This is a genomic window from Aerococcus viridans (assembly GCF_002871935.1).
In the GTDB taxonomy this organism is placed as follows: Bacteria; Bacillota; Bacilli; order Lactobacillales; family Aerococcaceae; genus Aerococcus; species Aerococcus viridans_B.
In genome coordinates this window covers 22,491-46,555 of record NZ_PNHQ01000004.1, presented here as the reverse complement: position 1 = coordinate 46,555, position 24,065 = coordinate 22,491, and the positions used below count along the sequence as shown (strand labels likewise).

Genomic DNA, 24,065 nt, shown 5'->3' with positions numbered 1-24,065 from the left:
TTTTTTATTAGAAATAATTGGCTCTTCGTCAAATCGGACTGATGAGAATAATTTCCAAGTAATCATTGATTGCTTGGTTTTTTTATTTATCATTCATTTCCATTATTCATTATATAAATATTTATCTCCATATCCAAGCAGCCCTTAGGCTGCTTGCGTAATAGGGAGCCCATTTAAATATAGTTTGTTCGTAAGTAATATCCTTGTTCTAAAGTTTTGAAAGTTCCGATATCCATAAGCAATACGTTTAAGCACCTTAATTTTATTGTTAAGACCTTCAATACGGCCATTCGTTAGATGTTTATATTTGAAGGTGTTACCAATAAAGCGCTGTAATTTAATAAATGTGCGTAATACTCGTTTAAGTCCATTAGGGATTATAGCTAGCTTAGTGTGTGCAAGCTGGGTTAGAAATGCTTCAGAATCATTCTCCTGAAGTGCTTCACGCAAGTTATGTACAATGTTATAGGTTGCTTTTAACATCGGATTCTTATCTAATAAATATTCGACAATACCACCGGTATTGGTGAGCCAATCAAACAGCTTGAAGGATTGATAATGCCATGTATCTAGGTTTTCTCTAGGTGTCAAGAATAGTCGCCAGTAGCTTTTATATTTATTGTAAAGTCTATGATCGGAATGTCTAAATTCATTCATCACGGCTACACGTAATTTATTTAATTCTCGATTCAATGCTTGTACTAAGTGGAAACGATCAATAATAATTTTTGCATTAGGAAAAAGCTCCTGAACAATTTCCATATATGGCGTATACATATCCATCGTCACAGTTTTAACACGTTGTCTTGTCTTCAATGGATAAGCAAGGAAATAATCGCGTAGATGTACTTTTTTGCGATCACTTAATATATCTACGATCTGTGAGCTAGTGTTATCAATAAAAATAAAGCTCATGTTTCCTTCAGTATTCTTCACACCCTTGAATTCATCAAAAGCAATATGTTCAGGCAACGGATCAAATATGCTAGGTTTAAGATCATCACCAACGCCGTCAATCACGCGCTGTACAGTATGATCAGAAATATTGCATGTTTCGGCCATATGTTTTAGCGTCAATGATTCTGTCGCTAAGTCCATAACCATGCGCTTTACGCGCTTCGAGATGAAGCAGTTTTCACCCACAACATCTGATTTTGCTGTAAAATAACTCGCGCATTCTTTGCAGTAGTAACGTTGTTTTCGTAGTACTAGATAAGCAGGGAGGCCAGAAACTTTTGTTAACGTAATTCTTGAGGTCTTAGTCCCATTTTTAACGATGTTATGTCCTTCTTTTATACAGCCGCAGGCTGGACAGTACTGGGGATTTACCTCCAATTTAGCATGATAGAATAGCGATAACCTATTATTAAATTTCTTCTCTTCAACCACATTTTTAGTATCAAATATAATATTTTCATCTTTCAATTGTAGGGTAATATTGATAAAATTATTCATGCGAGGATCTCCTATCTATTAGTTGTCGTTAACTTAATGATAATGGAATCCTCGTTTTTTTGCGAAAAAAATTGGACCAATGACTTTTTTAGTCATCAGTCCTATATATTGTAGAGCCGCGATTTTTTGGTGATGAATATCCTCATTTATTTGAATATAAACACTTTACTAAAAATATAATTTAACAAGACGACTACAATTTGTGTGATAAGTTTTGCCCAGCCTTCTCCTATACTTAAATAAGTTAATAAAAGCATGCACAACATATCAATTATAAAAGATAATAAGCGGAAAGTAACAAAACTGGAAAATTCTTTAAGAACTGTGCCCACTGACCACTGTCTTGCTCTAAACACCCAAATTTTATTGGTAATATAAGCAAATATGATAGACAAAATCCAAGCCACTGTATTAGAAATAAAAAGACTTGATACTTGTCTCATCAAAAAGAATGACACAATATTGACTAATGTTGTTAATACACCAAAAACTACATAGATAACAAATTCTTGATTAAATAACTTTTGCTTCAACTGATCTATAAATGCCATCATTAATCCTCATTCAATTCATTCTTTAAATCTGCTTCAGTTTCTTTAATAATAAATATAGGTCTATTTTTAGTTTCTAAGAAAATTTTGCTAATATATTTTCCGATGATGCCGAGACAAAGTAGTTGAATACCACCGATAAACAAGATAATTACCACTAGAGAAGGCCATCCCGCAGTTGGATCTCCAAACATTAATGCACGTAGTATGATGATCAATCCTGCAATAATAGAAACGACAAACATCAAGGCTCCAGTATATGAAGCAATTGATAAAGGAATTTCAGAAAAGTTGATAATGCCTTCAACTGAATACTTAAACAAACTCCAGAATGACCAAGTAGTATTACCAGCGACCCTTTCTCTATTTTCAAATTCTAGATAGACCGTGTTAAAGCCTACCCACGAAAATAATCCTTTTGAAAAGCGATTGTATTCTGTCAATTCAAGAATAGCATCCACCATTCGTCTGGTCATCAACCGATAATCACGTGCACCATCTACAAATTCAGTATCGCTAATTTTATTCATGAGTGCATAAAATTGTTTCGCAAAAAAACTACGAATAGGCGGTTCCCCGTCACGGTCTACTCTCCTTGTCCCAACACAGTCAAGCGTGGGATCTTGGTATAATTTATCAAGCATTACTGGCAGTAACTCAGGTGGATCTTGCAAGTCTACATCCATTAAGGTCACAAAGTCTCCTTTGGCTTGTTTTAACCCTGCATAAATCCCTGCTTCTTTACCGAAATTTCTTGAAAAAGAAATATAGCGTACTTGATCATTCTCTTTAGCTAGCTTTCTCATTTCATTTAAAGAATTATCTGATGAACCATCATTCACAAAAATATATTCAATATCTTGATCCATCAATTGCTTGACCTTTTCCATTTCTTTGTAGAAAAGATGAATAGATTCTTCTTCATTAAAACATGGCACAATTACTGATAACATATTTCTCTGAATCCTCCTTTTTATTGTTGATTCAACAGATGATTTTTAATCCACCCACTAAATTTATTGCTGTTCAGCAAAATTAAAATCAATATAGACGCAATACTTACAACTATTGAACTATATAAATATGGTTGCACAAACTTCATTTTGATATTTAATTGGCCTTTTGGTATTTTAAATCCTATCATACCATTGTTGACATTTTCTATTGCTATTTTTTCATTATTGACTTCTAATTGCCAACCATCTTCATAGAATATCGGTAATACTAAATAGGTATAACCATCACTGTTATCAAAGTTAATTTCTAGTTCATCTTGCGCTAGCTCCAAATTGTAATCTAATTTCTTATCTTCATTACTTCTTGCTTCCAATTGATCATATGATAGTCCATATATATGTTTAATTTCAAAATCATATCCGCTACCTCCAACAAATTCAAAAGTAATTTGATTATCATATGGAATTGAAATTTGATGATGAAATTGTTGCAGAGCATATTTGTTATTTGGTGAGCTCATTCCTATTTCATTACCATTAATTAGATAATTATATTTACCAGTATTATTTTTCGTATCAGCTTTTAATGTATAATCAACCACTACTTCATCAAAATGCTGTTCTGAATTAATGTCTATAGTTAAACTAACATTTTCATCAGATTTCGTTATATAACCATTATTATAGAAATCATTATCTTCTATATGAAATTCTAAAGGATATTCAGAAGTTGATTCAGATATTTTTTCTGTATTCATTGATCTAAATACCCCATTTATTAATTTTGTATCCTTAAAATCATTAGTCGAAAAATGACCTTCATCATATTGTTCCTTCACAGGATGAATAAATGCAAATGGATATGTATTTTTATAAATAGAAAGGTCACCAAACGTTTCTATTTGTTCAAAACCTTCTGGGACGATATATTGATCATTTTCCGTTGCAATCACATAATCTATTTGGAATAAACTATTAATGATTTGTCTACCACCTAGACCATCAATCGAAACACTATTGTCTTTAACATTAGTAATACCAAAATAATCAATGAAATCCCGTTCATATTTATTTTGGAAACTTGAGTAATTATTAAAGGTACTTTGGTTATATGCCATGCCCAAATTAGCCATACCTACATATTCTATACGGTAAAAGCCATTAGCATCGTTCTCAATAAAGTTAATAGCTTGCGATATGTCCGTATTTGGATTTTCAAAAGTATCATATAAATAACCTTTAGTGACTTTTTCCATATTATATTGTTCGAATAGTCGTAAATTAAACTGATTGATAAATGGTATCGTTAATATGAATATCGCCATCAAAGCTCCGTACTGAATCCTAGATTGTTTAGCATAACTAAGCATTAAATAGCATACCATCGCAATACCTATAAGTATCATAAAATATTTTATATTAATGTCTGAGCTATTATCCATAAATTTTAACGTACTATAATAAATCAATAATGTAGGTCCAATAGAGAAGACACTTGATTTTAGAGATTTATGTTTCAATATTTGTTCAATACCAATACCAATGGTAATCGCAATAAATAAATAAGTTATGTAGTGCCATCTATATTGGGGCATACTCAATCCATTAAAAATACTTGCGACCTTAGGACTATATCTCAGCAAGATTAGGACTGTTGTAAAACTGCTAAAAAATCTAAAACCTTTTGATTTATAATTGTTCAATGTAAATATTATGGGTACATATATAAAAGGAATTATTTGTACAGGATCTGATACTAATAAGCTTTTAATTGTAAAAGATTCATTATCCCAAAATGGGGCGAATACTTCTATACTACTCCTGCTATTATCAAGAAATCCTTTAACAAAAGGTATAAATCCTACAGCTGAAATACCTAAACCAAGTAAGCCAAATACTACAATTTGTCGTAATTTTTTTCCCCAGTTTAATTCATTCTCATTTAATTTTATGAACAAACGTATAAAGATATAGCATCCACTTAATAATAAATTTGCAAAAGCAAAGTATCCATTATTAAATAATGTCAAAGCTACACCTAAACTGAATAACCAACCCTTTTTGCCTTCAAAAATATATTCTATTCCTAATAGTATAATTGGCAACCATAACATGGCATCAGTAAAGAATTCCCACAAAACAGCATGTCTAAAATAAATTGGAGAAAAAGCATAAAATGTTGCCGCAAATATGGACACCGGTCTACGTACATTAAATTTTGAAATCAATATAGTAGTCAAATAGGCAATTAAGCTAGATTTGACAATTGAAAGGAGCAAAGAAATTTCTCCCCAATATAAAATATCTGGCGTCCCAATAAGGTGACATTTTTCCAATATCCAAGTTACCAATACCGTCATATAATAAAATATAGACGTCGTATAATAGTAACTTAATTTTGTTAGAAAGTTTCCTCCTCCACTATAGTTAAAACTGTAGAAAAAATTTCCTTTACTAAATTCCTTATATAAGTAATCTTTAAAAATTAACATTTGTTGTGTTTGGTCATTTGGTCCCGCCATCAACAAACTATTATTAATTTGATTATCTAAAAATAATTTATGCATCAGAATGGAGGCAATCACTATTAGTAATAAGGTTAACCATTCTTCCAAAATTAACTTTCTTTTTATACTATTCATCTAATTCCTACTCCCACACTAAAAAATTAAATACAATATTCAACAATACTTTTTAAACGAACTAAACCTTCAAAAAAAAATCTATTAATAGATGCGATACATCTATCAATAGAATTTCTTATTGTAAGTAAAATTTCTAAAAATGTTAGATATAAAAATATAGTTTACGACCCCAAGAAGAATTGAACTTCCGACACCTCGTTTAGGAAACGAGTGCTCTATCCGCTGAGCTATGGGGCCACGACTTATTTATTTTATTCTAAATTCTTCACATAATCAATAAATTCATCATAATTATTAAATTTTGGTTGATTATGTTCTAAATCTCGAGCGAAAGACATAGCATCGTCACCATTCGCTCTTACATTGACACCAAGATTACGAAGTCCATCTAAATCACCAGAATAATAAAGGGGATAAAAATCCCCCATTTGACCAATTTCAGGATAAGATCCAGTAGCTTTCAAATATTCATTTGCATAAAAGACGGCTTCAGATAACAATTTACTTTGTCTTTTTTCAGCATGAGTATTTAAATCAGTAATCACTTTAGCTGGATTTCCAGCTACCACTACATTACTAGGTACATTACCACTAACTACTGCTCCAGCACCGATGATAACATTATCACCTATTATAGCACCTGGTAAAATTATCGTTCTAATACCTATAAATACATTATCACCTATTACAGTTTTTTTCGCACTTGTAACGGTGGTTCCTCCATTAGCTAATCTGAATACTGAACTGGAGTAATCATGTGTCAAAATTTGAGTATCTTTTGTAATCTTACAATATTTTCCAATACTCAATAGATAGGGCCTATTTACATCTATCTGTGTTGATATAGGATCAAAGAAATATGTTCCTTCACCTACCTCAACTCCTTTAGACTTTAAGTAACTCGTATATTTTTCTGAATTATATTTATTTGGAAAAGCAATTCTAAACAAGATTTTTCTAATTTTTAAAACTAACTTCATTTACTTTTCCTTTCTTTTTGACTAATTTTAATCCAGAAGTAAACATAGATGATCAAATACACAGCAAGGTAAGCTAGAGAATAAGTAATAAAGAAAGGTTCAGGGTTTGAAATTGCTAATATATTAAATAAAATAGTTAGGATTATAGATATTGACATTAGTGCACCATTAACTAGAATACCTAATTTTGTCTTATTCACGATATAAATTGTCCCCATAATAGGCGTAACAATAAATCGAGCTAGGAATACAGGCACTAATAATTGTAAATATGTTCCTGCAATGCCCCACTCTGCACCAAAGAAGATTCCAAAGAACCATGGGGCAATAACTGCTAAGACTATACCTATTGGGAATGCAATTCCTAATAGCATTGTAGATGTCTTCTTAAAACTCTTATATACATTCCCAGTATTTTTATACTCTATTGTAGCCTCTTTTAAATATACTTGACGAAGCGAGTTACCAATAACTGTAATCGGTACTCCTATCAGTCTATTGGCTAATGAATAATAACCTGTTACTTCTGAATTGTACAGAAATGAAATCATAATAGGTAGTAATTGTGTAGAAGAAATACTTAATAGCTCTGCAGGAAAAGCATATTTAGGATATTCTGCATATTGTTTAAAAGTGCTACCCAATTCGTTCAAGTTTGGTAGTTGAATTTTATATTGGACTTTTATAATCATATACACAACAACAGCAATATAAGATAATAGATTACCAACAATTAATCCCATATATCCGGTATTTAAAAATACTAGTCCTATTTGAGCTAACCCCATTACTACGACTTTCGCAATAGATACAATTGTCATATCTCTGTATCTTTGTTCACTAAGCAAAGCTTGGAAGAAGGTTTCATAAGCCCCAATAAACCACATAGAAATTGGCAGAACCCAGAACCAATGAGAAGATTCAACACCAAAAATTGCATTCAATTCATTAGGGAAAATTAAAGCTATTATTCCTATAGCGACTGCAAAGAATGAAGATGTACTTAAACTTAGTTCTGTTAATCTACTTCTCTCACTATTTTTATCTGTCATTGCAATTGGAGTCTGCAATCTAAGAGTGGCAAATACTGCTCCAATCAGTAAAAAGGAATTATAAATAGAATTTACTCCAAATTCTGAGGGTGAGTATAATCTAGTTAAAACAGGAGAAAGAATAAAAGAAATCACCTGAGCAACCGCTGTACCACTAAAAAGTACAGAGAAATTTTTAATCAACGAATCTTGCTTCGCTTTGTTAATTAAATTTTTTATAGCTTTCATTTACTATTTCTCCTTGATTATTTTCTTAATATGTTTAATTAAAAATTTAAAGGCATCACGTGTAAATTTAATAGGACGTTCTTTTAAATTGGTGGCTAATACATTTAATCCTAACTTATAATTCTTGTGATTAATGTGATTCCAAAAGGTAGATGCATAATGTTTACTATATATATCATCCTTTAATCCTGGAGAAGCTGCATCTAACTCCGCAATTTTACTTTCAAACGTTTTGAAATAAAAAGCTTTTAACTCATCTAATCTTTTGCCATACATTCTATTTTCACCCTGATTTTTACCACTATCCAACAAAATTTCAGATACATAACCGATAGTATGGTGTTCAAAAAATCTAAGCATAATCTCATAATCCTGATGTCTTTTAAACGATTCATCGAAGCCGTTTAAATGTTTAATCGCTTGACGTTTAAACATTATACTCGATGTCATCGGTGTATAATCCATCAATAGTAGTTCCTTAGCTAAACTACCTGCATATTCTGGATATATATCTACATTATCCTTATTCCAACCACAGTATACAGCATCAAAATTAAGAGTATCTTGTAAAAATTTTATCTGTTTTTCTATTTTATCAGCTCGAAATTGATCATCATCGTCAAGGTAACAAATATATTGACCTGTAGAATGTTGAAATCCAGTATTTCGTGCTGCAGAAGCATTTATATTCTGTGTATGTTGAAAATAGTGCACTCTACTATCTTTAACAGCTCCCATTAATTCAGATGTTTGTTTACGTGAATCTGTATCAGGATCATTATCATCTACAACGATTACTTCAATATTTTTATACGTACTATTTAGCACTGATTGAACAGCTGCCATTAATGTATCCGGTCTTCCATATGTTGGGATAATAACAGATACTAATTCGTTGTTATCCAAATCATCACCTACTCATTTGCTTTCATTAAAATTTTATTATGATAATTCGCTATTTCTTGTCTTAATTGATCATCGCTTCTACTTTCTCTTATAGTTAGTGGTCGCCATTGAAAATCTTGTATGTTATACGGATCAGTCACCATAAATCCTACAAAAACTACGATAAACACTGAAACTACAAGAATACGAGTTAGATATCCAGAGAATAAACGTAGCATGTTGATACTTAGCGCTAAGAATACAATCTCAAATATCTTAAAATAAAAACTCACTCTCATGAATGGCGCAAATTGGAAACTTGCACCATAGAAGAGCATGTACCAAATTAATCCGTTAAATAACATTTGTATTTCTCTAGTATTTCTTACTTTCATATTCCAAATTACAAACATAATGATTACCATCATAAAATAAAATTTAAAATAATGAAAAATACTTAAATTTACATTGAATATGCTATCAATATATTTTGAGTAAGCACTAAATAATGGTAATTTAAAGATCACGGATACATTAAATAACGGTAATATAGAAGCGAGTAACAGTCCATATAAAGCAGTGGCTTTATTGAATTTTATCTTTAAAAATAAGAATGGTATTAGAAAGAACCCTGAGATATGAAATAGCCCACCCACAACGCTAGTAAAAATAGCAGTTCTATATTTATTTTGATAAGCATAATAAAATGCATTAATAAAGAAACTAATGGCCATAAACTGTCTTACTTGAGACATCTGTGCAAAATATATCTCTGAAAACATGTATATGTATAAGACTAATGATACATTTGATTCTAGCTTTTTAATGAATCTAAAGTTGTTTATTAGTGTAATCAATAATGTAAGAAAAATAAATAAACCGAAATAAAGATTTAGGCCCGCAAATAACTCTTGTAGTCCAAAATATAAAGGTTCTCTACCAATATGGCTTCTAAGATAATAACCTAAGTAATTTGGAAAGTCAGTTCCAACCATCCAGCGTTGTCCGAAAACAAACAAGGAATATATAAATGTTGATTTTAGGAAAAAATCTTCGCTCTTCCGTAAATAACTAATTAAAAATAGGACATTTACAGCTATTATATGAACAATCCAAATCATGTCATTCCTCCCTTTAAATTATTCGTTGACTTGAATAATTTTAAGTGAAAGATTATCCAATTTCATTAGTTTCATTTGAGTATTAAACCATTTTCTAGAAGTTTTATTAGGTAATACCACCATGATTACTTCAGAAGATTCTGTCATGAGATTTTTTACACTGTCATCTGCTATATTAGGTATCACTTTAAATTTATTTCCGCTAATTTTTTCTTGAATATCAGAAACATTTAAGTCTTGGCCATTTTCTGAAAGAATTACCTTATTTTTAGAATAAGGAAAATTAACAAAATTAGCAATTTCATCAGAATTATTTAACTTCTCATCGTAAATCATAAAATCTACACTATCATCAATTGCATAACCGAAGGCATAATTTAATTTTTTACCGAATAAAGCATGGATTAAAGCTAATCCAATCCCCACCACAATGCCTAAAATAATACCAATTACAGCATATTTAATTAAGGATTTTATTGAAATACCTGTTTCTTCTTCATCATCATCAATTTGTTTATCCTTAACATTGTATGGACCATCAAATACATATAAGTTATCTTCATCCACAAACGGAATTGAGGAAAGTTTTCCGTAATAATAATTCGCAAGTTTTTCATTTAGTGATTTATCATCTGAAGATGCCACAAAAGTTAGTAAACCAGTACTGTTATTTTGGGTTACTGAAATAATTTGAGATTTTTCCATTAGCTCAGCTGGTAAAAAGTTAGATAATACTTCTTGATTTTTTTCATAATACTCTAGCTCAATTTGTTTCAAATCTATACCAACGTCTGCATTAAGCGTCTCTAATACATTTGGGGAACGGAAATATTCTTCAATAATTCCCTCATTCGTGTACATATTCCCTTCTGCATCTTCAATGTAAAAATCAAATGCTACTGCAGTCTCAATCGCCTCTTCTTCTAAAGCTTCCATACCCTCTGGTGCATTATTAGAAGTTCCTGTCATAAAAGCACCGAGTCCACCCAGTACTAAAGCGAATATTACACCAAAAATTGTGATGATCTTGATATTATCTTTTAAAAATCGTTGAATTTCTATCCAAAGCTGCATCTTTCTACTCCTTATTATTTATATCTTTTTTATATTCCCTTTTTCCATTATACATTTTTCTAATTGCACCCCACATAGTCGAATCTTCTTTGTATTCAGAATATTTTCTTAATGCAAATTGTAATATGAGTAACCAGTAAAATTTATTCGTCATATTATAATATCGGGCACCAATTGCTTTAAAATGTTTTTCATCATAACCTCTATGCCAAGATGAATCACTAATGTCTACTAGACCTATTTCAATAGGTAAGTATAAAATTTTTAACCCTTTACTCAAAGCCGCATAGAGAAAGGTACTTTCTTCCCCATTTGGAAAGTCAGTACCTGCACCGATATTCTCATTGAAAAATATATTATTATCTATGATACTTTTGCGTTTAAAAGTTATTTCAACAGAGGATATTTTCATTGAAGAAAGATAGTTCTCCCAATGTGGTTTTGTTCTAAATGTTTTTTCCCGTTTTGAATTACCGAATCTCTTCACTTGAAAAGCAATGATATCAGCTTCAGGATTTTCTATATAAGCCTTCTCAATTACTGCTGCATAATCATTGTGATATTTCATATCATCATCAGCGATTACACAAATATCTGCTGTTGCATTTCTTAAAGCCAAATTTCGGCTCTTACTCAACCCTGTTTCAGGTGTAGAAAATATTTTATTGATATAGCCATTTCGTTCAATTTCTACGTAATGCTCAAAGGTTCTTTGATTGACGATAACTGCATCAGTACTAAGATTTAAGCTTTCTATAATGTCAAAATCAGTACGATCCATCGTGGCAACAAGTGTTTCGATTTTCATGCTTTTACTCACTCCCTAGCCCCTTCATTAAATTCTACGTAAAATTGAATTCATCACATAATGACAGAAATAATACACAGCTTTTAAAAACGGCAGTTTCTCTAGACGATAATAAGTGTTCCAGGTTCTTTTTAATGCTTGAATCTTATTATCTGAAAGCGAACCCGTTCTAATTCTATAGCGATTAAGGGGTTCATCAAGTAAATAAGCAGCTGGATAATTTCTTAAAATTTGTAACCAAGTTGCAGTATCTTGTCCTTTACGGACTAAAGGCATTCTAAAATCACCTACCAGCTCACGATCAATACAAACGGTACTACATGCTATCGCTGTATTCTTCAATAAACCAGTATAGTTTAATTTGTCAGGTAATTTAGGCGAACTTTTTTTCAGTTCACCTTTTTCATCCATAAACTCAAAATTGGTATAAGTGAAACCATAATTATTATCACGCATAAAACAAAGCTGTTTCTTCAATTTATCTTTATGCCAGACGTCATCACTATCAATAAATGAAATATACCTACCAGTGGCAAGCTCAATTCCTTTATTTCTAGCTACTGCGGCCCCAGAATTTTCAGAAAGTTTTACATATTTTATCCTTGAATCAGAAGAATATTTGTCAATTACCAACTTACTGTCGTCTGTTGAGCAATCATCTACTAATATCATTTCAAAGTTTTTATATGTTTGATTTATAACTGAATCAATTGTATCTGCTATAAAACTCTCAGCATTATAAACTGGTGTAATAATTGAAACTAATGCATCTTGATTCAAATTGTCCAATCCCATCTATTAATTTTCATTAAATAAATCTCTAGTAAATACTTTTGATCTAACTGATTCTAATTCTTTAGCATCTCTATTAGAAATAATAACATCGGCTTCTTGTTTAAAGCTTTCAAAATCATTGTTGACATTTAAACCATTAAATGTTGTTTCTTTAACAGTAGGTTCATAGATAACAATTTCAATACCTTTTTCTACCAATAGATTAATAATCCCTTGGACGGCAGATTCACGGAAATTATCAGAATCTTGCTTCATTGTCAGACGGTAAACGCCGACTACTTTCGGATTTTTATTTGCTATTTCTTGTGCGATAAACTCTTTTCGAGTATCATTTGAGCGAATGATAGCCCCCATCAGTTCATTAGGTACATCCTTATAGTTGGCGTATAATTGTTTAGTATCTTTTGGTAAGCAATAGCCACCATAACCAAACGATGGATTGTTATAAAAATCACCAATTCTTGGATCCAAACTAATACCTTTTATAATTGATTGGGCATTTAGTCCCTTAGAAGCAGCATATGTATCTAACTCATTAAAGTAAGAAACACGCATTGCTAAGTATGTATTGGCGAACAACTTAACCGCTTCTGCTTCTGTCGGTTCCATAAACAGAACCTCTATATACTCTTTTACAGCACCTTCAACAAAAATTGGTGCAATTTTTTGAACAAAATCTGCCGTAGAACCGTAGATTATTCTACTTGGGTATAGATTATCATATAATGCCTTTCCTTCTCGTAAAAACTCTGGTGAGAAGAAAATTTTATCTGTTCCATATTTTTCTTGCATTTTAATTGTAAAACCAATTGGAATAGTTGATTTTATCATCACTGGTACATCAAGTTCCATCTCTTGAGTTTGGGCGATAACTGCTTCAACTGTACTAGTATCAAATGAATTCGTATCGACATCATAGTTAGTCGGTGTCGCAATAATTACTAACTCAGTATCTTTATATGCTTCTTCAGGATCAGATGTTGCTTTAAAGTTTAATTCTTTATTTTGTAGAAAATCACTTATGTAGTCATCTTTAATATGTGATTTCCCTGAATTTAATATTTCTACGATATTTGGATTAATTTCCAATGCTTTTACATTATTATGTTGTGCTAATAACATTGAATTTGCTAGCCCAACATATCCTTGTCCCACTACTGTTATGTTCATTTCTTTATCTCCCTATCTTACATATATGTACTTAACATCATAACATAATGATGTTAGGTATCATTTAAATATACAATTAATAATTATTTCTTAATAATTACTTTTTAAATTCTACCATGACTATTTGCAACATTTAAACATTTTATCCTAAAAAATTCTCTTTTACCTCATATTAGCTGTTTATCACTCAAAAAGACCTACAGACGGCATTTTCCAAATTCGTCTATAGGTCTTTATACTGGTTATTTATTTTCGTTAAACATTGTACCTAGTGTTAATTCGAATCCTTTAGCGAATGATGGGTCTTTTTGTACTTTAATCAATGATTGGTATTCAAAGTCAATTTCGCGGTCCGGTGTGTCAGACTCACATAATACAGCAATCCCTGCACATGTTGAGTTGAATTCTTTTAACATTGAATTCATTCCGGTAATCGTTCCACCACCATTTAAGAAATCATCAATGACTAACACGTGTGAACCTTGTGGTAATGAAGACTTTGTTAATTCCATTTTCTCTACACGACTTGTCCCTTTGGTTGCGTAGTTGATAGAAACTGTAGAGCCTTCGGTTACTTTTGAGTCACGACGTACAATGACAAATGGGATATTCAAGTATAATGCAACCATCTGTGCAATTGGTACACCTTTTGTAGCAATTGTCATGATAGCAGTCGCTTTTGAGTCTGCATAGTAGCTTGCAATAATTTTACCAATTTTACGTAGTTGATCTGGGTCACTCAATAAGTCTGTTAAGTAGAAATAGCCACCTGGTAAAATCCGATCATCTGCAGCTTCTAATTGGTAAATCAAGTTCTCAACTTCTACAACTGCTTCTTCTTCTGACATCATTGGAATATATATGACACCACCAGCAGCTCCAGCTACAGTTTCGATTCTTCCAAATCCACTTAATTCAAATTGTTCTTTTAAAATTGTCAAATCTTCAGAAATGGATGATTTCGCTGATTCATAACGTGACACAAAAAATGTTAAAGAAACCAACTTATGTGGATGGGATAATAGATATTGTGTCATGTCCACTAGACGCGGGCTACGTTTGATTTTCATATAGTCCAACCTTTCAAATTCTTCTTGTATTGATATTCATTATATATTGAATTTATCCAATATGAAAGGAAAATTTGTCATAATGTTCGTTTATTTTTTCTAAAACATAAAAAAATGAGCCAATTCATATATGAACTAGCTCATTTTCTAAACATTCGTAATTAGCCTTTAGTGATTTTAAGAAAACCACTCTCAATGATAAATAATATAACAAATATCCCTACAATGGTTGCACCTGGTGGTGTATCCAGATAATAAGACATTGTCAGTCCAGTAAACATGCCAAACATGGCGATAATAATGCCCACTATGATGACTGAATCAAAATTTTTCATCAGTCGAAGTGCAATTGCTGCAGGCATAACAATAATCGCGGATACTAGTAAGGAACCGGCAATTGGCATAATCAAAGCAATGGCCATACCCGTAATAATTGAAAAGATAACTGAAATCAATCGAACAGGTAATCCTGCAGTATAGGCCGTATTTTCATCAAATGAAATTAAATATAAAGGTCGTTTAAAAATTAAGTAACCAGCTGAGATAAAAATAGCTAAACCAACTAAAATATATACTTGTAAAGATGAAACCGTCACAATTGAACCAAACAGGTAAGCATTAACTGATGCAGCTGAATTCACCTGATTCAAAAGTAATAAAGCTAAGGCCATGCCCCCTGACATCATCATAGCTACGGAAATATCAGAGTAATTGGCATAAATTACCCGTAAATATTCTAAGATTAAAGCTGCTGCTGCCACAAATAAGATCGTTGTAATTGTTGGCTCTACACTAAGTAGATAACCAAACGCAACCCCAGCTAATGAAATATGGGCTAAAGTATCCGCCATTAATGATTGCTTACGCATAATTAATAGTAAGCCTAGAATTGGGGAAATAAATGAAATAGCAGTTGCGGCTATGAATGCCCGTCCCATGAACTCATACTGAAACATCTCCAAGGCGAATTCTCCTCTCTTACTAAATGAATCCTTTTATCGTAATAATCATCTATAATATTGTCATCATGGGTAACCATTAGAATAGCTTTCCCATGTTTCTCTGTATTGTGTCGTAATAAATCATAGAAAGCCGCTCGAGATTTCTTATCCATTCCGGTAGTTGGCTCATCTAATATAAATAAATCGGGGTCAGTCGCAAAGATGCGAGCTAAGCCTATTCGTTGTTTTTGTCCACCAGAAAGATCACCAATTTTTTTATCGCGCTGTTCTTCCATACCTACTGATTTTAAAGCTCTCTCGATATGTAATTTGTCATTTTCATCTAGTTTTTTAAACCAACGATCTTGTTGGAAACGGCCAGACGCTACGAATTCATACACTGTACTTGGAAAGCCTGCATTAAAGCTGTTTAAAGTTTGAGGTACATAGCCTACCTGTAATTTTTGTCCAGCTGCATTGGTTTTAGAAATCTTGGCAGTGCCTTGGTCAGGTGATAAAAGACCAAGTATATTACGTAATAAGGTTGATTTTGCTGCGCCGTTTTCCCCAGTTAAGATGACGAATTCTCCCTGATCTACAGTAAAGGAAATATCATTTAATACGGGTTCCTTGTCCCAGGAAAAACCTAAATTTTTTACTTCTATATAGTGCATCGTATCCCTCCTTTATTTTCTATTATTTAAATATCTTTTTGGATGCCCTTTGCCAAACTCTCTAAATTAGCTTTCATTACTGCAATAAAACCGTCCCCATCTGCTGGATATTGGCTGGTATCAATACGCTCCATTGACTGTAATTCACCAACATTTCCGTCAATTTCTGAAGCAATTGTTGTAGCAATTTCAGTAGCACCACCAGTTTGTCCATAGATCACAGATATATTGTTTTCTTCCATATAAGAAACGATATCGGCAATACGTTTAGGCGATGGTTCAGCTGAATCTGTTAATCCTGTAACTGCTGCTTGATGTAAACCATAACGATTGGCTAAATAGCCAAAGGCAGCATGTTCTGTTAAGAAGGTTTTTGTTTCTGCTGCTTCAAAAATGCTTGCATATTCTTCGTGAACAGCCATCATGTCGTTAGCAAATTGTTCAGCATTCTCTTGATAAGTTTCAGCGTTATCAGGATCTACTTCTGTTAACGCATTAGCAATCGTCCGCGTTTCAGCCACTGCATTTACTGGATCTAGCCAAGTATGTGGGTCCGTTTCATGACTATGTCCTTCAAGGTCATGGTCTTCTGTTTCTTGGTGCGCTTCATCCGAATGTGTGCCCTCTGTTGTTTCACCTACTGTTTCGACATCACCATCGATTAACGCAATGTCTGAAGCAGCTTTGATGATCGTTAAATCAGGATTATCAATCGATTCAAGTAAGGTTGGTACAAACGTCTCCATATCCTCACTATTATATACAAAGACATCTGCTTCATTTAACGTCGCAACATCTCGAGCACTTGGTTCATATTCATGCGCATCTGCATTTTCCATCATCACTGTCACATCAGCATCCTGTCCAACTACCGCATTGGTTAGTGCTTGCATTGGGTAAAAGGTGGTCACAATCTTTAAGCTAGCTTCATCATTTGTGCTTGATGTCCCTTGGTGATTACTACAGGCCGCTAAAAAAGCAATTGCTGTTAAGGCAAGTACACCAAGTATACGTGTCAATTTATTCACAATTTTCTCCTTTTCAAATGATTATTGATATCAACAGTAAACCAAAATAAATCGTAACCGGTACGATTTGACAAAAGCTAATATAGCACACTTACAAAAAGCTAGCAAGTAAAAAAGTCGAGTTCTAGCTCGACCTTTTCCTTAACATTTATATGTCTTTGAATGCATCGTTTATTTCAGGCATTATACGTACCATATAAACTTCTTTGCAAAAACCTCTTAAAGCGTTATAGATGCGCTGACCTCGGCTATGAACTTGTGTAAAGCCAATAATCGTTGGCCCTGAACCAGACATGGTTACCCCATCCGCACCAAAATGGTGCATTTGTTTTTTTAATTGCGCTAATTGTGGATGTTGATTAAACGTCACTGACTCTAATGAATTACCAATTGCAGCCATAAGGTCCTCATAAGACCCAGACTCTAGCGCTTTCAATACTTTTGGTGCATTCGGTTCATAGTTCAAACGTTCAATTTCTAATTGCTTGAAAATCTTTCGGGTAGAAACTGAAATAGCCGGTTTCGCTAGGATAACCCAACATTTAGGTATCGGTTGAATTTGGCGGATTTTTTCTCCACGACCTTCCACTAAAGCCGTTCCACCTGCAATCGAATAAGCTACATCAGATCCAACTTGGTTTGCCAATGTCTGTAATTCATTCAAAGGTAAGTTGATATCCCACAAAGTATTCAGCTTCCGAAATACCGCTGCCGCATCCGTTGAGCCACCACCTAATCCTGCTGCGACCGGGATTCGCTTATCGATAGAAATATGTACACCTGTTTTAATATTCCCTAGTTTTTTCATTAGCTGAGCCGCTTGATAAGCATGATTACGGTTATCCTCTGGCAAAAAAGCACGACTAGTTTCTACAATAATTTTATCTTCTGGAATCAACTCAAAAGTAAGGTAATCAGATAAATCAATAGATGCCATTACCATTGCCACTTCATGATAGTTGTCTGAGCGACGAAATAATATATCTTGAGCAAGGTTGATTTTTGCCGGTGCTACTTCTCCATCCATCATAAGCAAACCTCCCGTCCTATATTTTCCCGTGTAATTATCAATAAGTTTACCAAAAATATCACAGATTAAAAAGAAAAAACCACAATACCAAGCACTCAACTAGTGAAGCTAGATACTGACGGTTTTTAATGTCGTATAATAGATATATGATTTCAATCGCTTATTCGAATTCGATTTCGACTGACTCAGTTAACACATCGGAATAACTATAGCAGATGCGTTCGAATTTATTTTCCTCTTGGTCTAATTCAACCACGAAAACAGCAGGGAAAGTGTCGCTAAGCACCCCTTGGCGTTTCATCACGCGTTTGCGACCAATCTGTTGCGTTAGATGGACGCGTTCACCGATTTTTCCTTCAAGTTCAGCTTTAATAGTTGCAATATTATTTGGCATGCCCTCACCTCTCTACTTTATAGTATATCATAAAATGCAAGGAAATTAAATACCATTTTTGTCTTTTATTGTCAAGAAGTATAACTAAAAAAATTCGGTATATTTTTAGGTTAAATCATCTTAGTCTTGGAAGACTAAGTCGTGTTGATATAGCGCATCTGCTAGGCGTCCAAAATCAGCAATTGTCAATGTCTCTGCTCGTTGTTTTTGCTCAACACCAGCAATCTCAAGTGATTTTAGCATCTTTTCTACAACGGCTTCATCTTTACCGAATGCTGCACGTAAGTTATTCCAAATGGTCTTACGACGTTGTTTGAAGCTTGAACGCACCAAATGGAAGAAGAAGGCTTCGTCCTGCACATGAATTCGTGGTTTGTCTAGCTTATTTAAGGCCAAGATAGCAGAATCAACATTTGGTTGTGGATTAAAGACCGTCCGAGGTACTGTAAATGCAATTTCCGCATCACAATAATATTGGATAGCAACTGAAAGTGACCCGTACGCTTTTGTACCTGGTGCTGCCGTTAACCGTTCTGCCACCTCTTTTTGCATCATCAAGATAAACTGATCAAAGTGGAAGCTTGCTTCAAGTAGATTGAAGATAATGGGTGTTGTAATATAATACGGTAAATTTGCTACTACTACCGTACGGTCTGCAGGCGGAAATGCTGCCATTGTGGCATTCAAGTCGGCTTCCAAGATGTCTTGATGTTTAATGGTCACATTGTCATATGCACTCAAGGTATCGGCTAAAACTGGTAATAAGCGTTGATCAATTTCAAAAGCTAAGACTTCCTTAGCATTAATAGCTAAAAACTCTGTTAAAGCGCCTATACCTGGTCCAATTTCAATTGCATTCGTATCTTTATCCACCCCTGCTACATCAATCATATGCTGTAGAATTTGTGGTTCTGTTAAGAAGTTTTGCCCTAGTGATTTTTTGGCATCCAAATTGAATTTTTTTAGAATAGCACTCGTTCTTGATGGCGTTGCGATATATTTAAATGGTTCATTCATATTTTTCACCTATTTCTTTTGGTAATTTTCTAGTACCTTTGCTACTTGGTCTAAAGATATTTGGAAAAGGGCCAATCGTTTCGCAAGCTGTTTACCATTTACATAACCTAAATGTAGTTGACTAGATAGATACGCTCTACGGTCTTTTGCATCCGGTGTCCCAATCAATCGTAAAGCCATCAAATCTTTTTTTGCAATTAGTGTTAAGTCATGGCTTGCTGAACTATCCGCCAATTGGTAAACATTCGCCAAGGCCTTTTCAATTGCTAAATCAGACGCATGTTCTACCCCTAAACTACCTTTATGATGTGGTTTAGCTTCAGATCTTTCAATAAAAGCATGTTGGACTCCTGGTACAGCATCAACCACCGCTTGCCGTATTTTCGTCCCGGAAATATCTGGATCGGTAAAGACGATGACACCATGAAGTTCCTGTGCCTGTTTGATTTCATGCAATGTGGCCTGGTCAACAGCAGATCCATTCGTCTCAATGGTCGTTACATGATACAGACGTTTTAATCGTTGGGTATCTGATTTTCCTTCAACGACAATGACCTGTTTAATCACTTTCTTTTCATTTGTTGGTGTTCGCTTACTGTCAGTAGTCATATCACGCCACTACTTTCTCTTCACTAGTGCTTGACCATCAAAATCAAGCGCAAATAAATCTAGGGCATTTTGGAAAGTTTGTGCTTCAAAATCTGCTAACGAGCTTTCACGTGTCGCTGCCAATGTTTCTGCTACATAAGCTACAAATGCAGACTCATTGCGTTTACCACGTTTGGGTTCGGGCGCTAAATAGGGTGAATCCGTTTCAATCAAAAGCTTGTCATCCGGTACCAGTTTAGCCGCTTCACGAACTTCTACTGTCTTTTTAAAGGTCGCTACACCAGAGAAGGAGATATGCATACCTAAGTCTAAGAATTTCTCAACCCATTCCGGTGTCTCACCAAAAGAATGCATGATACCACCGAAGTCGCCCACTTTTTCTTCTTTTAAAATGCGGTAACAATCAGCTGTCGCCTCTCTATTATGGATGACAATGGGTAAATGAAACTCTCTGGCGATGGCTAATTGACGACGAAAGACCTTTTCTTGCACTTCACGCGGACTTGTGTCCCAGTAATAGTCTAATCCCGTTTCTCCAACAGCAACTACACGGTCGTCTTCTAAGTTAGAGAATAGATATTTTTCAGCCTCAACATTATAATCCACTGCTTCTGTTGGATGCCAACCGTAGATGCCTACCATATCCCCATTTGCCTTTGTCATTTCTTTGGCACGGTTAATCGTATGATAGTTAAATCCTACTAAAGCAAAACCTTTTACCCCGGCATGTCTCGCTCGAATAATGGTTTCTTCTCGATCCTCATCAAAATCATCTACATTTAAATGTGTATGTGTATCAAATAACATATATTTCCCTTCTTTACTTAGAAAAAGGGGCTGTGACAACAGCCCCTTAATCACATTAGCATTAAGCTATTTCACTACCATTTTCTGCGTTTTCAGGCGCAAATACAACTTGTAGTTTACCATCGTGTTCTGCAGAAAGGATCATCCCCTGAGAGATCTCTCCCTTCATTTTACGTGGTTTCAAGTTTGCAATAATACAAACTTTTTTACCGATTAAGACACTTGGATCTGGATAGAATTCACGAATACCAGATAAGATTTGACGATGTCCTTTGTCACCTGCATCCAATCGGAATTTCAATAATTTATCTGCCCCTTCAACAAAGTCTGCATCAATGACTTCTGCTACTTTGATTTCAACTTTATCAAATACATCATATTTGATTTGTTTGTCCTTAGTAGAAATTAATTCAGTTTCTTCCGGATTAAAACTTTCTGCTTCCTCTTCATCCTCACCAGGTTTTGTAGCTGCCATTTGTGCTTGAATATAAGCGACCTCTTCATCATGGTCTAGACGCGGGAAGATTGGTTGCCCTTTTTCAACTACTTTAATTGTCTCTGGGTATAAACCAACTTTAGCATTTTCAAACCCTGCATTTTCAGCGAAATCTAAGCCTAACTGTTCAAAGATATTCGCTGGTGTTTCAACCATAACTGGTTGAATTAAGATCGCAATAATACGTAATGAATCCACTAAATGGTACATTACTGACTGTAATTTTTCAGCTTCTGCTTCATCTTTAGCTAGAATCCAAGGTGCTGTTTCATCAATATATTTGTTGGTACGTGAGATGATTTCCCATACGTGGTCTAAAGCTACACTAAATTGCAAGTCATCCATTGCTTGGTGGTAAGCAGCTACTTCAGACGCAATACATGCTTCTAATGGTGCATCAAAGTCCGTTACTTGACCTGGGTATGCCCCCACTTGACCTCCCAAGTATTTATTTACCATAGATATCGTACGGTTTAATAAATTCCCTAAGTCATTTGCTAAGTCATAGTTAATGCGGTTGATAAAGTTATCTGGTGTAAATACCCCATCGGAACCAAATTTCACTTCACGCATTAAGTAATAGCGCAATGCATCCAAACCGTAGCGTCCTACTAACATTTCTGGATATACGACATTCCCTTTAGATTTAGACATTTTACCATCTTGCATTAATAACCATCCGTGCCCAAAGATTTGTTTTGGTAGCGGCAAGTCTAAAGCCATCAGCATAATTGGCCAATAAATCGTATGGAAACGTACAATTTCTTTTCCTACAAAGTGAATATTTGCTGGCCAGAATTTTTTAAAGTTTTCAGCATCCACATTAGGGTATCCTAAAGCCGTAATATAGTTTGCTAAAGCATCGATCCATACGTAAACAACGTGTTTAGGATTAGATTTAACCGGTATCCCCCAATTGAAAGACGTACGTGAAACCGCTAAGTCCTCTAGTCCTGGTTTAATGAAGTTATTGATCATTTCATTTTTACGCGTTTCAGGTTGGATAAATGAAGGGTTTTCTTCATAGTATTGTAAAAGACGGTCTGCATACTTGCTCATTCTAAAGAAGTAAGATTCTTCTTTTACTAACTCTACATCATGACCAGATGGTGCTTTACCCCCGATTACTTTGCCATTTTCATCCTTATAAACTTCTGCTAATTGTGTTTCAGTAAAGAATTCTTCATCAGATACTGAATACCAGCCTTCATATTCACCTAAGTAAATATCACCTTGCGCTAATAAACGCTCGAAAATCGCTTGAATCGCTTCAACATGTTGTTTGCTTGAAGTACGCATAAAAATATCATTTGAAATTTTCATTGTCTGCCATAATTCTTGCATACCTGCGGCCATACCATCAACGTATTCTTGAGGTGAGATACCTTGTTCTGCTGCTTTTTGTTGAATTTTTTGTCCGTGCTCATCTGCACCAGTTAAAAACATCACATCAAAGCCATTCGCACGTTTATAGCGTGCTAGTGTATCAGATGCAACAGTAGTGTATGTATTCCCGATATGTAATTTACCACTTGGGTAGTAAATCGGTGTCGTAATATAAAATGTTTCTTTATTTTCAGCCACGAATGAGTGCCCCCTAATATTTGTCTATTCTCGTTCCGTAATAGTATATCATAATTCATCCGTATTTTAAGGGGAACGTCGACATTTACTATCAGTCGTGTTTTGATTAAATGATATGATTTTTCGTATTTATTCAAGTCCTAGATAAAAAGAATGGCGAACTAAGTCTTTTAATTGAATATTACACGATTAGCGAATTGTGGTAAAAATCGATTAACATGACCATAAGTAACCCTTTTCCCTGGACTTGGTGCGTGTAAATAATAACCATCCGCTAGTGCCAGGGCAACATGGTAGACTTGTCCATCTTCTTCAAAGAAATAAAGGTCTCCCGGTTGAACTTGATCAAGCGCAATGCGTTCACCAATGTATTGCTGCTGGTGAGTAGTTCTGGGCATATAGATCCCATTATTCTTAAAAACATATTCGATCAAACCAGAACAATCAAATCCAGACAGATCATTGCCACCCCATATATAAGGTATGCCGATTAGGTCAGTAGCAGTCAAAATGACGTTTTGCCGTTTAGTGTTTGTATCGTAAACTTGGCTGCTTACTTGTTGGTCAGCTGGAATTATCCCTATGTTTACCTTACTTTTGGCAAAAATAGCTTCTGCTTGGAAGCTGGTGTACATCAATATACAAATACAAGTCAACAAGAATAATGGTCGTCTTTTAATAAACAATATAATCAC

General features: G+C 34.0%; 23 protein-coding genes and 1 tRNA gene. All 24 read right to left on the bottom strand.

Translation table 11 applies throughout. From position 1 onward, the window contains the following. Positions 1 to 144 precede the first annotated feature (144 nt). Positions 145 to 1,455 carry an ISL3 family transposase gene (locus tag CJ191_RS02455; RefSeq protein ID WP_102198895.1) on the bottom strand — a complete coding sequence of 437 codons (1,311 nt, stop codon included), beginning with the start codon at positions 1,453 to 1,455 and terminating at the stop codon, positions 145 to 147. A 146-nt stretch (positions 1,456 to 1,601) separates the two neighbouring features. Then, positions 1,602 to 2,006 carry a GtrA family protein gene (locus tag CJ191_RS02450; protein WP_257994104.1) on the bottom strand — a complete coding sequence of 135 codons (405 nt, stop codon included), beginning with the start codon at positions 2,004 to 2,006 and terminating at the stop codon, positions 1,602 to 1,604. 2 nt (positions 2,007 to 2,008) lie between these two features. Then, positions 2,009 to 2,959 (bottom strand): glycosyltransferase family 2 protein, encoded by a 951-nt coding sequence (locus CJ191_RS02445; protein ID WP_102198893.1) that lies wholly within the window; start codon positions 2,957 to 2,959, stop codon positions 2,009 to 2,011. Between the two features lie 20 nt (positions 2,960 to 2,979). Further along, positions 2,980 to 5,604: a YfhO family protein gene (locus CJ191_RS02440; protein ID WP_102198892.1), complete on the bottom strand. Its 2,625-nt coding sequence runs from the start codon at positions 5,602 to 5,604 to the stop codon at positions 2,980 to 2,982. A gap of 167 nt (positions 5,605 to 5,771) precedes the next feature. After that, positions 5,772 to 5,844 (bottom strand) — tRNA-Arg (locus CJ191_RS02435). A gap of 14 nt (positions 5,845 to 5,858) precedes the next feature. Beyond that, positions 5,859 to 6,587 (bottom strand): acyltransferase, encoded by a 729-nt coding sequence (locus CJ191_RS09325; protein ID WP_102198891.1) that lies wholly within the window; start codon positions 6,585 to 6,587, stop codon positions 5,859 to 5,861. Then, entirely contained in the window at positions 6,584 to 7,867 is a 1,284-nt protein-coding gene (locus CJ191_RS02425; RefSeq protein ID WP_102198890.1) for a lipopolysaccharide biosynthesis protein, read from the bottom strand. The genes CJ191_RS09325 and CJ191_RS02425 overlap by 4 nt, the downstream gene beginning before the upstream one ends. A 3-nt stretch (positions 7,868 to 7,870) precedes the next feature. After that, positions 7,871 to 8,773 (bottom strand): glycosyltransferase family 2 protein, encoded by a 903-nt coding sequence (locus tag CJ191_RS02420; RefSeq protein WP_102198889.1) that lies wholly within the window; start codon positions 8,771 to 8,773, stop codon positions 7,871 to 7,873. A gap of 8 nt (positions 8,774 to 8,781) precedes the next feature. Next, positions 8,782 to 9,873 carry an EpsG family protein gene (locus tag CJ191_RS02415; protein ID WP_102198888.1) on the bottom strand — a complete coding sequence of 364 codons (1,092 nt, stop codon included), beginning with the start codon at positions 9,871 to 9,873 and terminating at the stop codon, positions 8,782 to 8,784. 18 nt (positions 9,874 to 9,891) lie between these two features. Then, entirely contained in the window at positions 9,892 to 10,947 is a 1,056-nt protein-coding gene (locus CJ191_RS02410; RefSeq protein ID WP_102198887.1) for a hypothetical protein, read from the bottom strand. A 4-nt stretch (positions 10,948 to 10,951) separates the two neighbouring features. Further along, positions 10,952 to 11,755, bottom strand: a complete 804-nt coding sequence (locus tag CJ191_RS02405) for a glycosyltransferase family A protein (RefSeq protein ID WP_102198886.1) — start codon at positions 11,753 to 11,755, stop codon at positions 10,952 to 10,954. 27 nt (positions 11,756 to 11,782) lie between these two features. After that, the gene (locus CJ191_RS02400) at positions 11,783 to 12,535 is read right to left on the bottom strand and encodes a glycosyltransferase family 2 protein (RefSeq protein ID WP_257994103.1); all 753 of its coding nucleotides are present in this window, start codon (positions 12,533 to 12,535) and stop codon (positions 11,783 to 11,785) included. Positions 12,536 to 12,553: 18 nt separating this feature from the next. Then, complete coding sequence (locus tag CJ191_RS02395) at positions 12,554 to 13,720, bottom strand: nucleotide sugar dehydrogenase (RefSeq protein WP_102198884.1); 1,167 nt, start codon at positions 13,718 to 13,720, stop codon at positions 12,554 to 12,556. 242 nt (positions 13,721 to 13,962) lie between these two features. Continuing rightward, entirely contained in the window at positions 13,963 to 14,790 is an 828-nt protein-coding gene (gene purR / locus CJ191_RS02390; protein ID WP_102198883.1) for a pur operon repressor, read from the bottom strand. 161 nt (positions 14,791 to 14,951) lie between these two features. Beyond that, positions 14,952 to 15,752 (bottom strand): metal ABC transporter permease, encoded by an 801-nt coding sequence (locus CJ191_RS02385; RefSeq protein ID WP_102198882.1) that lies wholly within the window; start codon positions 15,750 to 15,752, stop codon positions 14,952 to 14,954. Next, positions 15,710 to 16,405, bottom strand: a complete 696-nt coding sequence (locus CJ191_RS02380; protein ID WP_070468105.1) for a metal ABC transporter ATP-binding protein — start codon at positions 16,403 to 16,405, stop codon at positions 15,710 to 15,712. The genes CJ191_RS02385 and CJ191_RS02380 overlap by 43 nt, the downstream gene beginning before the upstream one ends. Before the next feature lie 26 nt (positions 16,406 to 16,431). Then, positions 16,432 to 17,433, bottom strand: a complete 1,002-nt coding sequence (locus CJ191_RS02375) for a metal ABC transporter solute-binding protein, Zn/Mn family (RefSeq protein WP_102198881.1) — start codon at positions 17,431 to 17,433, stop codon at positions 16,432 to 16,434. 148 nt (positions 17,434 to 17,581) lie between these two features. Continuing rightward, a complete protein-coding gene (gene ispE / locus CJ191_RS02370; RefSeq protein WP_102198880.1) occupies positions 17,582 to 18,463 on the bottom strand; it encodes a 4-(cytidine 5'-diphospho)-2-C-methyl-D-erythritol kinase in 882 nt (293 codons plus the stop codon). Positions 18,464 to 18,623: 160 nt separating this feature from the next. Continuing rightward, positions 18,624 to 18,857: a Veg family protein gene (locus CJ191_RS02365; protein WP_003143068.1), complete on the bottom strand. Its 234-nt coding sequence runs from the start codon at positions 18,855 to 18,857 to the stop codon at positions 18,624 to 18,626. Positions 18,858 to 18,977: 120 nt separating this feature from the next. Continuing rightward, positions 18,978 to 19,874 carry a 16S rRNA (adenine(1518)-N(6)/adenine(1519)-N(6))-dimethyltransferase RsmA gene (gene rsmA, locus CJ191_RS02360; RefSeq protein WP_102198879.1) on the bottom strand — a complete coding sequence of 299 codons (897 nt, stop codon included), beginning with the start codon at positions 19,872 to 19,874 and terminating at the stop codon, positions 18,978 to 18,980. Between the two features lie 9 nt (positions 19,875 to 19,883). Next, entirely contained in the window at positions 19,884 to 20,483 is a 600-nt protein-coding gene (rnmV, locus tag CJ191_RS02355; RefSeq protein WP_102198878.1) for a ribonuclease M5, read from the bottom strand. A 9-nt stretch (positions 20,484 to 20,492) separates the two neighbouring features. Next, entirely contained in the window at positions 20,493 to 21,290 is a 798-nt protein-coding gene (locus CJ191_RS02350) for a TatD family hydrolase (RefSeq protein ID WP_102198877.1), read from the bottom strand. 61 nt (positions 21,291 to 21,351) lie between these two features. Beyond that, positions 21,352 to 23,370 carry a methionine--tRNA ligase gene (gene metG, locus CJ191_RS02345; RefSeq protein WP_102198876.1) on the bottom strand — a complete coding sequence of 673 codons (2,019 nt, stop codon included), beginning with the start codon at positions 23,368 to 23,370 and terminating at the stop codon, positions 21,352 to 21,354. A 170-nt stretch (positions 23,371 to 23,540) separates the two neighbouring features. Continuing rightward, positions 23,541 to 24,056: a C40 family peptidase gene (locus CJ191_RS02340; protein WP_102198875.1), complete on the bottom strand. Its 516-nt coding sequence runs from the start codon at positions 24,054 to 24,056 to the stop codon at positions 23,541 to 23,543. Between the last annotated feature and the right edge of the window lie 9 nt (positions 24,057 to 24,065).

Bases quoted from the DNA above. Each gene is read 5' to 3' on its own strand.
- CJ191_RS02455 (WP_102198895.1), bottom strand. From the start codon at position 1,455: ATGAATAATTTTATCAATATTACCCTACAATTGAAAGATGAAAATATT.
- CJ191_RS02380 (WP_070468105.1), bottom strand. From the start codon at position 16,405: ATGCACTATATAGAAGTAAAAAATTTAGGTTTTTCCTGGGACAAGGAA.
- purR (WP_102198883.1), bottom strand. From the start codon at position 14,790: ATGAAAATCAAACGTAGCCCGCGTCTAGTGGACATGACACAATATCTA.
- rsmA (WP_102198879.1), bottom strand. From the start codon at position 19,874: ATGAATGAACCATTTAAATATATCGCAACGCCATCAAGAACGAGTGCT.
- rnmV (WP_102198878.1), bottom strand. From the start codon at position 20,483: ATGACTACTGACAGTAAGCGAACACCAACAAATGAAAAGAAAGTGATT.
- CJ191_RS02365 (WP_003143068.1), bottom strand. From the start codon at position 18,857: ATGCCAAATAATATTGCAACTATTAAAGCTGAACTTGAAGGAAAAATC.
- CJ191_RS02350 (WP_102198877.1), bottom strand. From the start codon at position 21,290: ATGTTATTTGATACACATACACATTTAAATGTAGATGATTTTGATGAG.
- CJ191_RS02405 (WP_102198886.1), bottom strand. From the start codon at position 11,755: ATGAAAATCGAAACACTTGTTGCCACGATGGATCGTACTGATTTTGAC.
- ispE (WP_102198880.1), bottom strand. From the start codon at position 18,463: ATGATGGATGGAGAAGTAGCACCGGCAAAAATCAACCTTGCTCAAGAT.
- CJ191_RS02395 (WP_102198884.1), bottom strand. From the start codon at position 13,720: ATGAACATAACAGTAGTGGGACAAGGATATGTTGGGCTAGCAAATTCA.
- CJ191_RS02410 (WP_102198887.1), bottom strand. From the start codon at position 10,947: ATGCAGCTTTGGATAGAAATTCAACGATTTTTAAAAGATAATATCAAG.
- CJ191_RS02415 (WP_102198888.1), bottom strand. From the start codon at position 9,873: ATGATTTGGATTGTTCATATAATAGCTGTAAATGTCCTATTTTTAATT.
- CJ191_RS02425 (WP_102198890.1), bottom strand. From the start codon at position 7,867: ATGAAAGCTATAAAAAATTTAATTAACAAAGCGAAGCAAGATTCGTTG.
- CJ191_RS02440 (WP_102198892.1), bottom strand. From the start codon at position 5,604: ATGAATAGTATAAAAAGAAAGTTAATTTTGGAAGAATGGTTAACCTTA.
- CJ191_RS02450 (WP_257994104.1), bottom strand. From the start codon at position 2,006: ATGGCATTTATAGATCAGTTGAAGCAAAAGTTATTTAATCAAGAATTT.
- CJ191_RS09325 (WP_102198891.1), bottom strand. From the start codon at position 6,587: ATGAAGTTAGTTTTAAAAATTAGAAAAATCTTGTTTAGAATTGCTTTT.
- CJ191_RS02445 (WP_102198893.1), bottom strand. From the start codon at position 2,959: ATGTTATCAGTAATTGTGCCATGTTTTAATGAAGAAGAATCTATTCAT.